Origin of the sequence: Oceanobacter mangrovi (assembly GCF_019740315.1) — a bacterium.
GTDB classification, from domain to species: domain Bacteria; phylum Pseudomonadota; class Gammaproteobacteria; order Pseudomonadales; family Oceanobacteraceae; genus Oceanobacter; species Oceanobacter mangrovi.
Genome location: NZ_JAHXZR010000004.1, coordinates 148523 through 163758, shown reverse-complemented (window position 1 = coordinate 163758; position 15236 = coordinate 148523). Strand labels below are relative to the sequence as shown.

16 protein-coding genes are annotated in these 15236 nt (G+C 54.4%); 3 read left to right on the top strand and 13 right to left on the bottom strand.

Going from position 1 to position 15236, the window contains the following annotated elements:
* Window positions 1–22 precede the first annotated feature (22 nt).
* Together K6123_RS10260 and K6123_RS10255 are read right to left on the bottom strand one after the other, a co-directional pair.
* Window positions 23–262, bottom strand: a complete 240-nt coding sequence (locus K6123_RS10260) for a hypothetical protein (RefSeq protein ID WP_221797353.1) — start codon at window positions 260–262, stop codon at window positions 23–25.
* 113 nt (window positions 263–375) lie between these two features.
* Window positions 376–1566: a potassium channel family protein gene (locus K6123_RS10255; RefSeq protein ID WP_343223981.1), complete on the bottom strand. Its 1191-nt coding sequence runs from the start codon at window positions 1564–1566 to the stop codon at window positions 376–378.
* A gap of 104 nt (window positions 1567–1670) precedes the next feature.
* Between K6123_RS10255 and K6123_RS10250 the strand changes: the two genes are divergently transcribed.
* Window positions 1671–2666 (top strand): adenosine kinase, encoded by a 996-nt coding sequence (locus K6123_RS10250; RefSeq protein WP_221797352.1) that lies wholly within the window; start codon window positions 1671–1673, stop codon window positions 2664–2666.
* A 454-nt stretch (window positions 2667–3120) separates the two neighbouring features.
* On the opposite strand, the gene K6123_RS10245 is transcribed toward K6123_RS10250, so the two are convergent.
* A complete protein-coding gene (locus K6123_RS10245; protein WP_221797349.1) occupies window positions 3121–4239 on the bottom strand; it encodes a porin in 1119 nt (372 codons plus the stop codon).
* A gap of 115 nt (window positions 4240–4354) precedes the next feature.
* On the opposite strand from K6123_RS10245, the gene modA reads away from it, so the two are divergent.
* Window positions 4355–5104 carry a molybdate ABC transporter substrate-binding protein gene (gene modA / locus K6123_RS10240; RefSeq protein WP_221797347.1) on the top strand — a complete coding sequence of 250 codons (750 nt, stop codon included), beginning with the start codon at window positions 4355–4357 and terminating at the stop codon, window positions 5102–5104.
* Window positions 5105–5132: 28 nt separating this feature from the next.
* On the opposite strand, the gene K6123_RS10235 is transcribed toward modA, so the two are convergent.
* Window positions 5133–5954 (bottom strand): TOBE domain-containing protein, encoded by an 822-nt coding sequence (locus K6123_RS10235; RefSeq protein WP_221797346.1) that lies wholly within the window; start codon window positions 5952–5954, stop codon window positions 5133–5135.
* 319 nt (window positions 5955–6273) lie between these two features.
* Here K6123_RS10235 and K6123_RS10230 point away from each other — a divergent pair, with 319 nt between their 5' ends.
* Entirely contained in the window at window positions 6274–6819 is a 546-nt protein-coding gene (locus K6123_RS10230) for a flavodoxin (RefSeq protein ID WP_221797344.1), read from the top strand.
* A 583-nt stretch (window positions 6820–7402) separates the two neighbouring features.
* Here K6123_RS10230 and clpX read toward each other — a convergent pair.
* The 9 genes from clpX to nifU all read right to left on the bottom strand — a co-directional run bounded on the left by clpX (window position 7403) and on the right by nifU (window position 15234).
* Window positions 7403–8749, bottom strand: a complete 1347-nt coding sequence (gene clpX / locus K6123_RS10225) for an ATP-dependent Clp protease ATP-binding subunit ClpX (RefSeq protein WP_221797342.1) — start codon at window positions 8747–8749, stop codon at window positions 7403–7405.
* Entirely contained in the window at window positions 8749–9636 is an 888-nt protein-coding gene (gene nifM, locus K6123_RS10220) for a nitrogen fixation protein NifM (RefSeq protein WP_221797340.1), read from the bottom strand. The genes clpX and nifM overlap by 1 nt, the downstream gene beginning before the upstream one ends.
* Complete coding sequence (locus K6123_RS10215) at window positions 9633–10085, bottom strand: nitrogen fixation protein NifZ (RefSeq protein ID WP_221797338.1); 453 nt, start codon at window positions 10083–10085, stop codon at window positions 9633–9635. Before K6123_RS10215 ends, nifM begins: the two co-directional genes overlap by 4 nt.
* Window positions 10086–10127: 42 nt before the next feature.
* Window positions 10128–10460 (bottom strand): nitrogenase-stabilizing/protective protein NifW, encoded by a 333-nt coding sequence (gene nifW / locus K6123_RS10210; RefSeq protein ID WP_221797336.1) that lies wholly within the window; start codon window positions 10458–10460, stop codon window positions 10128–10130.
* A gap of 112 nt (window positions 10461–10572) precedes the next feature.
* Window positions 10573–11097 (bottom strand): hypothetical protein, encoded by a 525-nt coding sequence (locus K6123_RS10205; RefSeq protein ID WP_221797334.1) that lies wholly within the window; start codon window positions 11095–11097, stop codon window positions 10573–10575.
* 41 nt (window positions 11098–11138) lie between these two features.
* Window positions 11139–11909 (bottom strand): serine O-acetyltransferase, encoded by a 771-nt coding sequence (gene cysE / locus K6123_RS10200; RefSeq protein ID WP_221797332.1) that lies wholly within the window; start codon window positions 11907–11909, stop codon window positions 11139–11141.
* Window positions 11882–13048 carry a homocitrate synthase gene (nifV, locus tag K6123_RS10195; RefSeq protein WP_221797331.1) on the bottom strand — a complete coding sequence of 389 codons (1167 nt, stop codon included), beginning with the start codon at window positions 13046–13048 and terminating at the stop codon, window positions 11882–11884. The genes cysE and nifV overlap by 28 nt, the downstream gene beginning before the upstream one ends.
* A 45-nt stretch (window positions 13049–13093) precedes the next feature.
* Window positions 13094–14311, bottom strand: coding sequence for a cysteine desulfurase NifS (gene nifS, locus K6123_RS10190; protein WP_221797329.1), 1218 nt, complete (start codon window positions 14309–14311; stop codon window positions 13094–13096).
* 2 nt (window positions 14312–14313) lie between these two features.
* Entirely contained in the window at window positions 14314–15234 is a 921-nt protein-coding gene (gene nifU, locus K6123_RS10185; RefSeq protein ID WP_221797327.1) for a Fe-S cluster assembly protein NifU, read from the bottom strand.
* Window positions 15235–15236 lie beyond the last annotated feature (2 nt).

Genomic DNA, 15236 nt, shown 5'->3' with positions numbered 1-15236 from the left:
CCAGATAAGCAAGGCGGCTTCCTCAAGGCGTCAACCAGAACGGCAGCAACATCTGTGGCCACAGATCCAGCAACCAGGCGACCAGCGCAATCACCGACAACGGCATCCAGGCTGGCGGCTCAGCGGCCGCCATACAAATATCACAGGCAGCGACCGTGCCTGGGCCCAACAAGGATTGTTGCAGGGAGTGAATACTCGCCACGACAACCACCAGCAAGCCAATCCACAGAGCCCCCAAGGAAGTGCGTCGATAACGTGCCATAGACTATCCCCCGCCAGCCGCTGTGGATCAATCCTCAGGGTAACGCCTGGCGGGAAGCGGTACAGCGGTTAAAGCTGCCTGAAAGTCAGCTTGCCAACAAAAGCCAGCAATCGTTACGGCTGCTCATCCTTGTCGATATCGGCCAGCCGCATGTTGAAGTGGATTTCGATGGCGCTCTGGATATCCCGGATCGACGGCACCTTTTCGGTATGTACCAATACCAGAATCGACTGGGCGTGCACCCGATCATCACCATCCGGATGCGGCGCAACCACACCGTCCTTGCTGACATACGCCAGCGGCGTGCCGAGATTGCTCTGCACCACAGCGTTGACCACGTCTGCCCAGCGCTCACCTTCCAGCCATACCGGATAACGCACCGTGTGGTCGTTGGCGTGGGTAAACATGTCTTCAATAATCAGTTCGACACCGGGAGCAACCATTGAGCGCACAATGATTTCCGGATAGGAACGGATGGGCCGCAACATGGTTTTGATTTTCAGATCGCGCAGCCGCTCGCGGTTCTCGTCTTCCACTACCTCCGCAATCACCCGTGGCCCCAAATGGCGTTCAAACAACCGGTAACACACATCAAAGGTATAACTGTCACTGTCAGAGGAATATTCGTCTCGCGCCAGCACCACGATGTGGCAAGCACGCTCGGCTCCGGCGCGCTTGAGATCATCCGGCCGACTGGCCAGTCCATTCACATGCACCACGCCCAGGCGCCGCAGACTGTCGGGCAAACCGTCGGCGAACTCTTCATTGAGCAACATGATCGGCGTATCGGCGTATTCCTTGCTCTGGCGTATCTGGCTGATCATGCGCCAGAAATAGGCTTCCCGGTTGTATTTGGGAGCATTGATGATGAGGATGTGATCGGCCATGTTCCAGTCCCAGTGTCCTGTGCGAATGCGTTCCCGGCGGGCAATGCGGTAATCAACATAATCACTGACCAAAAAGGTCATCAGTGTGATACCGGCACCGTATATCAACAGAATGGTGGCCAGCTGGCCTGCCGGTGTCTGCGCCGACAAGTCACCATAACCCACCGTCGTCAGCGTCGTCATGGTGAGCCAGAACGCTGGCCACCAGCCCAGTCCTTCCAGCCACACCATGGCAGCAGTATGCACCAGCACCAGCCCGGCCAGCGTCATAGCGGTACGCTTGAGCGAACGGATAATGTTGGCTTCGGTCTGATAGACCGCATGCCGGGTACGCTGATGATGCTTGATGAAGCGGGATACAGAATTCATCGCGGCATGATATACACAAGCCCCCGCCGACGAAATGATTTCAGCCACCAGCGTCGGATCCTGGCACAGAGCTGTCCATTTGGCGGCGATGCCCCGGCCGCTGAATTTGTTACACTGGCCACTCACGATTCACCAACCGCAAGAGACATATTATGGGTTATCACATTTTTGGCATCGGCAACGCACTGGTCGACAAGGAATTTGAAGTAGAAGACACCTTCTTCGAGAAGGCCGGTATCGAAAAAGGTGTGATGACCCTGATCGATGAAGAAAAGCAGCAGCAACTGCTGGCGCTGTTAATGGATGAATACGGTCTGAAAAAGCGCGCCTGTGGAGGCAGTGCTGCCAACACCATTATTGGTGCCAGCTATTTTGGCGCCAAAACCTTCTACACCTGTAACGTCGCCAACGATGAGTCTGGTGATTTTTATGCCAGCGACCTGCAGGCCGCCGGTGTTGCCACCAACCTGGGCGCCGACCGTGAAGAAGGAACCACTGGCAAATGTCTGGTAATGGTCACCCCCGACGCCGAACGCACCATGAACACTTTCCTCGGTATTACTTCAGAGCTGCATGAAGGCCATATTCACGAAGACGCCATTGCCGCTTCTGAATACGTCTATATAGAAGGTTATCTGGTTACCGGCGATACCTCGCGCGCCGCCGCCATCCAGGTACGTGAACTGGCCCGCAAGCACAACGTCAAGGTTGCCATGACCTGCTCCGACCCGGCGATGGTTCAATACTTCCGCGACGGCATTCTGGAAATCCTCGGCGAAGGCGTTGACCTGCTGTTCTGTAATGAACAGGAAGCCATGCTGCTGACCGAAACGGCCAGTGTTGAAGAGGCCGTGGAAGCCCTGAAACAGAAAGCGGCCAACTTCGCCATTACCTGTGGCAGTGATGGTGCAGTTGCCTGGGATGGCAGCACCTTGCACCAGATTGCCCCACACGCAGTGACCGCCCGCGACACCAACGGCGCTGGCGACATGTTTGCGGGTGCATTTCTTTACGCCATTACCCATGGTCATGATTTTGCCGCCGCCGGCCGTTTGGCTTCTGCCGCCTCTGCCCAGATTGTCAGCCAGTTTGGCCCACGTCTGGAAGCTGAGCAGCACGAACCGCTGAAGCAACACCTGAACGGCTGATCCCGCTATTTGGTCTCGCAGTGGCAACCACTGCGAGATTGATCATTTTTTAACCAAACAAACAAACCACTGTACCGCTATTGGGTCGACGAACTTTTTCTTCAGCTTACACCCAAAGTTATCCACAAAATCTGTGGATAGTCGGTCATTGAAACTTCATACAACGGTTGAAAATAAGTCCACGGCCAACAAAGATGATTTGGTTATGTAGACCAGCCATTGCCACTGCCTCTGATCTGGCCATCGGGTTATTCAGACGATGACAGGCAAGTGTTTGATTACTTGGAAAAAGCTGAATTGTCCCCCGCAGCATCACCTCATCCTTGAGGACAACTTTCAGATGCCAATCGGAACGCCGTGACCACTTCCCTGAAGTTTTCCACCGGGGCAAAACAGGCCAAGTTATGCACAGCTCACACTGTGCACAGCCCGTTCGACGGTTCAGAAAGAACCATCAGAAGGTAACTACAAAGCCCGCTGAGACCGCTTTAGGTTGACCACCCGCCAGCGCTGACAACTCATCGCCATGGGTACCATCAACACCCTGATAGGTCGCTGCATCCTCGTTATCAGTTTTGGTTGCCATCAGATACAGGTTGCTCTTTTTGGCGATTGGATAGACAGCACCCACAGACCAGGCCTGAGCGCCGGTATCACTGCTGCCGCTGTAGCTGGAAGCACTCAGCCATTGTGCCATCAGTTGCCAGTCACCCGGCTTCCAGGACAGCTGAATGCCGCGGGCATCACGGTCCAGCATGCGGTTAGTGTCAGTCACTTCGTCAACGCTGATTTTTTCCAGCAAGGCGACAGCCCGCAGTGTGCCAAAATCCTGCCGGATAGCAGCACGCCAGAGAGACACAGGTCCCATGGTGCCAGACAAGTCGCCCCAGTGATCCCAGGCCAGCCCAACCAGGGTTTGCTTGTTGCTCCACTGCAAACTGGCAGACAGCATCTTGTTGGCGTTGTCATCGGTGGTACCGGATGACTTGTCAGCATCGGACGAGTACATGGCGCGTGTCAGCATTGATCCATCCGCCAGGCCAAAGCGATATTCGCCCAGCACCATGTTCTCGGCCCGTTTGTTCATCAGGCCGCCCTTGCCAGACGCAGCACCCAGAATCATGCCGTAGTCCGCCACCGTGTGTTTGAAAATCGAGTTCTCGACAAACATGCGCTTCGCCAGGGTGTCATAGCGACCGGCCTTGACTGACCAGTCGGCTCCGGCCAAACCAGCGTAACTGTTACGGGTGGTGAAGGTGTCAGACGACGAGCCATCCAGCGTCAGGTTCTGTTCCAGCTGCCAGATCAGATCAATGCCTTCCAGGGTGCTGGCGATTTTGCCGCGCAGGCCAATATGCGAGGAGTTGGATGAAATCGACAGACTGCCATCGGTCAGTTTGCTGTCGGTATTAACCTCATCCGAACTGACGCCGGAATCCATATAGTCCGCCGATATGTGGAAGGTGCCGTAAAGTTCCAGCTCATCGCCGTGCAGTTTAAGTGCCTGTGCTTGCTGTGGAACCAAAGTAACCAGGGCCAGGGAAGTGACAGTGGCCAAAGTGGATAAATGCATTGGTAATTTCTCCATTTAAAAAATATGGGTATATTTCGCTATATACCGTAATATATAGCGAACATGCTAACGGTTAGCACTGTCAATCCCACACATGATTAAGGGGCTTTAACTCATGACAAAATGGACAAAACTATTAACCACCCTGATATTGGCCAGTACTGCCACAATCAGTCAGGCTGACGAGTTGATGGTTGCTGTAGCTGCCAATTTCACAGCACCCATGAAACGTATTGTTGAGCAATATCAACAGGAAACCGGTGATGAAGTGAAAGTGTCATTCGGCTCTTCTGGCAAATTACTGGCGCAAATCCGTAATGGCGCACCGTTTGATATTTTCCTATCTGCCGATCAGAAAAAGCCGATTGCGCTGGAAGAGTCCGGTGATGCCGTTAGCGGCAGTCGCTTCACCTACGCTAAGGGCACTCTGGTGCTCTGGTCTGCCGATAACGGCGTCAATGTGGAAGAAAAACTGAAGCAATCAGACTACAGCAAGCTGTCGCTGGCCAACCCTCGACTGGCACCTTATGGCGAAGCAGCCACCGAAGTGATGGACAAACTGGGGCTTAATGGCAGCAAGGGTAGCTGGGTGATGGGTGAAAACATCAATCAAGCCTGGCAATACGTCGCCAGCGGCAACGCCCAACTGGGTTTTGTGGCCATGTCGCAAATCATGCAGGACGGTAAAATTATCAGCGGCAGCAGCTGGGTGGTGCCGGAAACAATGTACAGCCCGATCCGTCAGGACGCCGTATTGCTGAAATCTGCGGCGGACAAACCAGCCGCCAAACGGCTGTTGCAATACCTCCGTTCAGAAGTTGCCAAACAGCAAATTCTGGCCTTTGGCTACAGCCTCGACAGCTGAGCCAGGCTCTGTTGCTGCTGATCTGACGTCAGCCTTCGGTCAGCAGCACAACGTTAGAGGCCTTGAAAAAGGCCGCTACCAGCTGGCCAGTTTCAAATGCCAGATCGGCCAGGCTGCCGTTACTTACCGATACTGTCAGGGTTTTGGTATCACCCAGCTCCAGCACCACATCACTGTTCACCGCCCCCTTGACGATACGGGCGACACACCCCGTCAAACGGTTGCGGGCACTGACCTTCACAGCGGTGTCCGGCGACAACATTATGTTGCCCGGCTCAATCAACAGCATAACTTCAACGCCCGGCTGCAACCCCAGCAGCGTACAGCTTTCATCACTGATGATGGCCACCATGTCGTCATGACGAGAAATCTTCACGTGCACTTCGTTGTTAACTGCACCCTGGATAACTCGCACCACTTCACCACGAAACTGGTTGCGAATGCTGGTCTTCAGATAACCCTTGCTCATAAATCCTGCCACATCATTAAGTGATTGCACCTTGCGCCCGAGTTGCTGCAGAAATTCCTGATGGGCTGCCTGCAAGGAAACAAAGCCGGCGACAATCTGCTGGCCAAAGTCTGTCAGCGCGGTACCACCGCCCCTGGCACCGCCCACCGCTCGGCTCACCAGCGGCTGACGCGACATGTTGTTCATGGTGTCGACCCGCTCCCAGGCTGTCTTGTAGCTGATACCAACCGCCTTGGCAGCCGCTGAAATAGAGCCGGTGGATTCAATCGCCTGTAACAGGTCTATCTGTTCTGCCGCCAGTCCACGCTTGCCCAGCTCGCCCAGCCACAGTTGGCCTTTCAGCTCACTGGCGGTCTCTGGCTGCTCTGTTATTGCTGTCATATTGGCTTCCTCTTTAACTGCCCCTGACTATTGCCAAATGCGCCGACGCTGTCGAGCAAAGATGTCATGGAAAGTCCTTTATCTATGTCAGTCTGATGCCCTTCTTATTCCTGTAGCAAACCCGACAGCGGCATTACTGAGCCCGGAAAATGTCTGTCCGATTCACGACAAAATCGTGGCATAAAAAATAAATCCAATAAAAATCAATTAGTTACAAACAATCCGCCATAGGCATGCCTCATGCACTAGCTAAACCAGCAACTCAATCAAGCTAAATCGGCCGTTTGATGTAACAAACGCTGTCGCAAGGAGATTACCCATGGCAAAGATCGGACTTTTCTTTGGTAGCAACACTGGCAAAACCCGTAAAGTGGCCAAGATGATCAAGAAGAAGTACGACGACGAATTGGTCGCTGCACCACTGAACGTCAATCGCATCAGCGCAGAAGATTTCATGGCTTATGAATACCTGATCATCGGTACCCCAACCCTGGGTGAAGGTGAACTGCCAGGCCTGTCTTCTGACTGTGACGCTGAAAGCTGGGAAGAATTTCTACCGAAGCTGGAAGATGCCAGTTTTGACGGCAAAACCATCGCCATCTATGGCCTGGGTGACCAGGTTGGCTACCCGGATGAATTCCTTGATGCCATGGGCGAACTGCACGAATTTTTTACTGAGCGCGGTGCCAAGGTTATTGGCGCATGGCCAACTGAAGGCTACGAATTCGAACACTCCGAAGCCATTGGCGAAGACGGCAAGTTCGTTGGTCTTGCACTCGACCTGGACAACCAGTCCGGCATGACTGAAGAACGCCTGAACGTATGGCTGTCCATGATTGCCGGTGAATTCGGCCTGCCTGCCTGATCAGGTAACCGTTTCTCCGTAGACTCCTCGCTTGGCGTGATCCTCCCCCGGGCACGCCCTTTTTCTTTTTGCCTTGCGATTGTTATCCACTGATTTTCTTTCCTGCATTCAAGTCGGACATCGCTTTCTTGCGTTTGTGCATATTCCTGTCTTTGGCACTTATCGTTAAAACGCTTGCCTCTCTAAACCACTTTTTCATTTAACGGCGTATTGCTTTAACTATTTACACCTGCGGCAACCAAATTATCAACCACAAGCCAAACCCTTTCAAAAAACATATAAATTCAAAAGCCAGACATTTAATTGAAAATTTTTACCAATTAATTTCTATTTATATCCAGCAATAAAATACAAAAGGCAGATTTTCACTGACTTGTATCACGTCCGCTTAAATTCAGATTCAAACCAGAATTATAAACTCCATTCGCCGGTAAAATTTAAAGACTGAATACCACTTATCTTTTCAGCCCGAAAGCTATTCACCTGGAAAAATCCTTTACCCAATGATTATTGCTACAAAACGCCTGCCATAAAAAAAGGGGGCCGAAGCCCCCACGGAAGGAAAGAAGTTTAGCTGTCTGACTCAGACACTGGCGCTGAGATCAGCCTTCGCCGGGCTGGATTCACTGGCTTGTTCACCGTCAGTTGCTGCAGCGTTTTCGCCGGTCAGGCTTTCATCCACCTCGGTTTCAACGGCAATAGCAGCCTGGTCACCTTCGCCCTTGAGGGTTACGGTGCAGGATTTCAAACCTTGCTGAGATGGCAATTCAAACATGGTTGGTAACAATAGCGACTCCAGCATGGCACGCAGACCACGGGCACCGGTGCCACGCTTGACGGCTTCTTCAGCAATGTGAGTCAACGCATCATCGGTAAAGTCGAGACTGACGTTCTGGTACTCAAACAATTGGCGGTACTGACGGGTCAGGGCGTTGCGCGGTTCCTGCAGAATGCGTTTGAGGCTTTCGACGTCGAGGTCCTTGAGGAAGGTAATCACCGGGAAACGACCGATAAACTCAGGGATCAGGCCAAACTGCAGCAAATCATCCGGTTGCAGCGCTTCCAGCAGCTGACTGGTGGAAGAACCCTTGTCGTCTTCTTTCACCTCGGCGTTAAAACCAATGCCGGTACGCGGCGGATGCAGCCGGCGTTCAACCAGTTCCTGCAGACCCGGGAAAGCACCGCCAACCATGAACAGGATGTTACGTGTATCAACGGTAACTTCATCACCGCCTTCACGACGGCCACCACGGGAAACCCGGAATTCACTGCCTTCAACCATTTTCAGCAAGGCTTGCTGTACACCTTCACCGGAGACATCACGCACTCCGACGTTGCCACCGCCACGCTTGGCCAGCTTGTCGATTTCGTCGATGTAGATAATGCCCCACTGGGCCGCTTCAACATTGCCTTCGGCGGCATCCAGCAAACGCTTCAAGAGGGTGTCAACGTCTTCGCCGACGTAACCCGCCTGGGTCAGCGTGGTGGCATCACCGACAATAAAGGGCACGCCAATGATACGGGCGAGGGTTTTAACCAGCAGGGTTTTACCGGTACCGGATGGTCCTACCATCAGGATGTTGGATTTTTCCAGCTCAACCGAATCGTCGGCGGCGGCCAGTGTCAGATCGGCACTTTTGCCCTGAATCCGCAGCCGCAGGTAATGGTTAAACACAGCGACTGCCAACGTGCGTTTGGCGTCATCCTGACCAATGATGTATTTGTCGAGGAAGTCCTTGATCGCTACCGGGGTTTTCAGATCCGGCTCGGACAAGGTTTGCGGTTGGCCCCAGCTGCTGACAACCTGAAAGGCCAGCTTCACACACTGCTGGCAGATATGACCATTGTTACCGGCAATCAGTGGCACCTGGGGGGATTTCTCTACCCCACAAAAGGAACAGGTAGGCACTTCATTGGTGGTTATTGTCATTAGTGATTCTCCTGTCGGGTCCGTGACTGGGTTTGCTGCAGGCGCTCGGCGACCCATTGGCGCTGGGCCCGACGGCTTTGCTGTTGCTGCAGCTTTTCCGTCAGGGCAGGCAAGGCTTCGTGGAGCGGAATGATGTCGGCGGCCTCAATGGATTCACAATACAGCACATGCCAGCCCAGCTCGGTACGTACCGGCGCGGAAATTTCACCAGCCTGCATGGCAAACAGGCAGCTTTCCAGCTCGGCGTACAGCACTCCACGAGGAATATTACCCAGAATTCCATCATTGAGACTGGTTGGGCATTCGGAATGTTTGAGAGCCTGCTCACCGAAACGCTCCGGCTTGCGTTGCAGACGCTCTGAAATTTCTGTGGCACGGCTTCTAACGGTTGCTTCGTCACCGTTTTCAAAATCCGGATTCACCGTCAGCAAAATATGCCGCGCAATGCGCCGTTCTGGCCGCGCAAAACGATCCTGATGCATGTAGTAGTAGAGCTTGGCATCGGTTTCACCAACAGTCACAGCTTTGCTGGCCACCAGCTCCAGCACGCCGTCAACCCGCAGGCTGCGCTCCAATTCGTAGCGCAGATCATCCGGCTCCATGCCCATGGCCGCCAATGCATCCTCATAGGCTTCGTCAGATTCATAACGATCACGAATCTGCTGCATCGCCAGTTCAACCTGGCTGGCCGGAATCACCACCTGACGGGATTCCTGGCTACCCAGTACCACAGCTTCGATTTGCTGCTCATGGGCAGCAATACGGGCAACTTCCTGTTGCTGCTGGGCTGACAGGGCTTCCGGCGCAGAGCCAAACTTTTCACTGGCAATGCGCAGGAACCGATAACCACTGACAGCCGGGCTGCTTTGTTGTGCGACAGTATTCATGCTTGTGCCTCCTCTGAGGTGGCATCACCAAGGGCCGCTTCCGGCACCTGGAAAGTACGACCTGCAAAGCGCACGTGGTACATCACATTGGTGTTGTCCCGTACGACCTTTTCGATCTCGCCTTCGGTTCCGGCTGTCACCACAACTTCACCGGCCACTGCCAGAGGAATTCGTGATACCACTTTCTCGCGGAATTCGTAGCGGTTATCGACCCACACCGTCGCTGCCGGAATCAACTCTTCTTCGCGACAACCAACGGTTTTGTTGTGGTCGAGGAAATGCACCCGGTAAATCATCTGATCCTGCAGGTAGGTGCCAACGTCGTACACGACACCGACCGCTCCCCGGCGCATCAACAGCTCGCCCACATCCTTGCCCGGATAGGTACCATCGTTGCGAACGTTACGAATCAGCCGAACTTCGTCACCATATTCATAGGCTGGTTTCATGCGCTAGCTCTCCTTCCGTTTGCGACCGTCAACATCATTCACTCAGAGGAGTGATTCCAGTGGCACAAAGGTGGTCTGTGGTTCGTGCATCTTGAACACCTTGAAGACCTTTTCGGTCAGCGCATCAGACTCAACAAAGTCCTGATAGGCACGGGTCAACAAAGCCTGGTAAACCGACTTGAGGGATTCCTCGTTATCTTCATACTCCGCCAGCGAGTCACCGCTCTGGCTGAGGTAGTCATGGAAGCGTTGCATGATGTGCAAACGGTTCACATGTACCACGGCAGCATCAAAAGGAATGGCAAAGTATTCGAGGAAATCTTCCGCCGAAACCAGTTCGTCCAGCGCTTCATCCAGGGTCAAATCTTCGGTCATGGCTCTCTTCCTCATCAGGTCATCTTGCACTTCAACTGCTGCTCAAGCGGAGCAGACTGTTGTCACTGGGTGTTGCTTCAGAGTCTTGCTGTTGTGTAATTCTTCACACTGGCTAGCGCAGCGCGGCAACTGCGCCGTCTTCGGTCACCAGGGTTGGCCCAACCATCTGCAATAACGAACGGGCACCGAGGCGATCCTTGCTGTCAAACTGCACCAGCTTGTTGAGCATCCCCACCGCCTCATGGCGATTACCCATTCGCAGGTTCAGGAAGGCCGCTCCCTTGAGCGCCAGCAGGTAAAACCGCACTGTGGTGAACGCCTTGTCGAGCCCTTCAACCAGGTGTTCCTCACTGAGGTCACGCCAGTGGTCAGGAAAACCGATTTCCGGTGCAATCCGGTTCATCACCTCGTGGGCGACAATCAGGGATTCCGCCAGACGGTGCTGGTAATAATAAAAACGGTACAGGGCCACCAGCACGGTCATGTTGCCCGGCGCCAGTTGGCGGGCCTGCAACAGTGGCTGCTCGGCACCACCGTCGCCATACAGGCTCGACGCCAGATCCAGCAGGACTTCAACGTCGGCCGCCATTGGCTCGTCGAAGTACATGTCCTGGCCCTTGAAATCCTGTAAATCCATCCCGGCACTACCCCCGCCCCATAACTACAGGGCACCTGTACTTATCGATTGACTACCGAGGCGATACGAGCGCCCGGACATTCCTTCTCACAGACGTCGTTATCCACTTCGCAGTCGCGGTAGCGTTCTTCAGCAGACTGTTGGGTAACCATGGCTTCCAGTGCATCGATACGTTCGAGCATGCAGCTGATGGCCTTGCCAACCGGGTCAGGAATCAGATGGTGATCCAGGTCGATACCGTACGGGTTGAGCTTGCCTGCTTCGCGCAGCCGCACTACCTTGCCGGGAATGCCCACCACAGTGCAGCCTTCCGGCACGTCTTCCACCACCACCGAGTTGGCTCCAACACGGGCACCATCGTTGACAGTAATGTTGCCGAGGATCTTGGCACCGGCTCCGACCATCACACCATTCCCCAGGGTCGGGTGACGCTTGCCCTTGTTCCAGCTGGTACCACCGAGGGTGACACCGTGATAAAGCGTGACGTCATCACCAACCACGGCGGTTTCGCCAATCACCACACAGGCGCCGTGGTCGATAAAGAAACGGCAACCGATCTGGGCCCCCGGATGGATATCAACGTTGCTGAACATACGTGCCATGAACGACAGCCAGCGAGCAGTGAAACGCCAGTTACGGATCCATAACCAGTGGCTGACACGGTAGAACAGCACCGCGTGAACACCGGGATAGGTCAGCAGCACTTCCAGCCAGTTACGGGCAGCCGGATCGCGTTCAAATACGCTGTTGATATCATCGGCACACTGACGCCAGAAACCGGTGTTCAGGCGCTGAGACTCTGGGCTCGACATGAGGTATAGCCTCCTTCTAGGTGTTCCAGCTGGGCATACAGGGCTTCAAGCTCCTGTGCGTTCGGGCTGCATTTGGTACGGGTCACCCACTGCCGCAGCTGCGATAACAGCAACGGCAATTGCCAGGGTTGCAGTTCAATACCAATCGCCTGATAGGCCCGAATCAGTCCCTGGCTACCGGAATGTTTGCCCAGTACCAGCGAGTGATGACGCCCCAGCTGTTCAGGGTCCAGGCCCTGATAGTTGCGCTGGTCTTTCAACAAGCCGTCAACATGGATACCGGCTTCGTGGGTGAACACGCCTTCACCCACAATGCTTTTGTTCCAGCTCACATGACGTCCCGAGGCCAGCTCAACCTGATGGGATATGGCTGCCATCGAACAGGTGTCCACACCGGTTTCGATGCCATGCAGATTCTTTAAAGCGAGTACACACTCTTCCAGTGGCGCATTACCGGCGCGCTCACCCAGACCATTCACCGTGGTGTTGATATGGGTAGCACCACCGACCACGGCAGCCAGGGTATTGGCCGTCGCCAGGCCGTAATCATCATGGGCATGCATTTCCAGCTCAAGGCTGGTGTGGCTGCGCAGCAACTGCATTTTCTGCAGCATGCTGAACGGTTCCATGATGCCGACCGTGTCGGCGAAGCGCAGCCGACGGGCTCCAGCCTTGCCAGCGACATCCGCCAGTCGGGCAATAAAGTCCATATCAGCCCGCGAGGCATCTTCCATACCCACACAGACTTCAAAGCCCATATCCAGCGCCCGGCGGATCGTCCAGTCCGCCTGCTGCAGGGCCCATTGGCGATCCTTGCCAAGTTTGCTTTGCAATTGCTGGTCAGACACCGGCAATGACAGGTCGAGCAGCGGGATCGGCAAGCTGGCAGCAGCCAGCAAGTCGTCCTGCGACATCCGGCACCAGGCCATCAACTGGCTTGGTAACTTGAGTGCGGCAATTTCCTGAATGACTTCCTGCTCTTCACTGCCCATGGCGGGAATACCCACTTCCAGTTCGGGTACCCCCATGGCAGAAAGCTGACTGGCAATCGCCAGTTTTTCTTCCAGATTGAAAGCAACCCCGGCGCTCTGTTCACCATCACGCAAGGTTGTGTCATTTACCGTTACAAAGCCTGCCATCGCCCGACTCCTGCCACTGTTCAATACCTGTTCGCCCCTAAACGATCAGGCATATACCGGCGCAAATGCTTCTTCCGGATTTTCGATCGGACCGTTCTCACCCCAATAAGGAGACAGCGTGCGCAGCTTCTCAATGATTGGCGGTACGGCTTCGATCACCCGTTCGATTTCTTCAGCTGTGGTATAACGGCTGAGAGACAGACGAATGGTGCCGTGGGCAGCGGTATAAGGAATGCCCATCGCTTTCATCACGTGAGAAGGTTCCAGTGAGCCGGAAGTACAGGCAGAACCACTGGAAGCAGCGATACCGGCCTTGTTCAGCAACAACAGGATGGCCTCACCTTCGATGTATTCGAAAGCAATGTTGAGGGTGTTCGGCAGACGGTTGGTCAGGTCACCGGTCGCAAACGCGTGCGGAACCTTGGCCAGGATGCCTTCCTGCAGTCGATCACGCAGCTGGGCTACCACAGTGTTTTCGTATTCCATGTGCTGCATGGCTTGTTCGCAGGCCAGACCCAAACCAATGATGCTGGTAACGTTTTCAGTACCGGCACGACGACCACGTTCCTGGTGTCCACCACGCAGCAGTGGACGGAAACGTACCCCACGACGCAGATACAGCACGCCTACACCTTTAGGTGCATGCAGTTTGTGGCCCGACAGCGACAGCATGTGGATGCTGGTGTCCTGCAGATTCATTGGAATCTTGCCAACCGCCTGTACCGCATCGGTATGGAACAGGATGCCGGCTTCATCAGCCAGTTCCGCCATTTCCAGTACTGGGAAGATGGTGCCGGTTTCGTTGTTGGCCCACATCACACTGACCACGGCAACGTTGTCGGACAACAGTGCCTTGTACTCGTCCATGTTGAGGCGACCTTGTTTGTCGACTTTCAGACGATGCACTGTGTAGCCTTCGGTTTCCAGGTAGTCACACAGGTTCAGAACCGCCGGGTGTTCCACCACAGTCGTGATGATCTCCTTGCGCTCTGGCTGGGCCTTGAGGGCAGACAGAATGGCGGTGGAATCAGACTCGGAACCACAGGAAGTGAAGACGATTTCTGAATCGTGCTCGGCACCCAACAGGTTCTGCACCTGCTGACGGGCTTTTTTCAGCGCCAGACCCACCTTGTTACCAAAGCTGTGCATGGAAGACGGGTTGCCGAACTGCTCGGTGAAAAATGGCAGCATGGCTTCCACAACCGCAGGATCAACACGGGTGGTGGCGTTGTTATCCAGATAGATATCTTTCAGCTCGCTCATGATCAGACTCCCAGCTCAACCAGTTGACGTTCGGTATGAGGAATTACCTTGACGAATTCTCCCAGTTCTTCGATCAGCTTCTGCTGTACGCCACCCAGTGTCATGGCGGCCATCTGACAACCGTTACAGGCACCAACCAGCTTGACGTAGATGTTCTTGCCTTCGATGTCCATCAGCTCAACGTCGCCGCCGTCTGCCTGCAGGGCTGGACGCAGACCTTCGAGTACCTGCTGGATTTTCAGAATGCGTTGTACCGCAGTCATGCTGCCAGCCGGTTTGGCTTCAGCAGTTGCAGCCGCTGCCGGTTTGGCCTTGGCTTTCTTGCCAATGGCTCCTGGCATAAAGACTTCACCGCGAGCTTCCATTTCTTCCTTGAGGATGTTCTCGATACCTTCGTGGCAAGAGGAACAACCGCCACCGGCCTTGGTGTAGTTGGTCACGTCTTCAACGGTGCTGAGGTTGTTGGCACGGATGGTGTCTCGAATCATCACGTCGTCGATGGCGAAACACTTACAAATCAGCGCACCTTCTTCGTGATCATCAACCCACTCTTCGCCACGGTAGTTGGCAACCGCCGCCTGCAGGGCTTCACGACCCATTACAGAGCAGTGCATTTTTTCCGGTGGCAGGCCGTCCAGGTAATCGGCGATGTCCTGGTTGCTGATTTTCAGAGCTTCATCAACAGTCATGCCCTTGATCATTTCAGTCAGAGCGGAAGACGAGGCAATGGCAGAACCGCAGCCGAATGTCTGGAAACCGGCGTCCAGAATCACGTCAGTTTCCGGATCCACTTTCAGGGTCAGACGCAGGGCGTCACCACAGCTGATGGAACCAACGTCACCCACCGCGTTGGCCTGATCAACAGCGCCTGCGTTTCTTGGGTTGTAAAAATGTTCGGTAACCTTTTCTGAGTAATCCCACATGA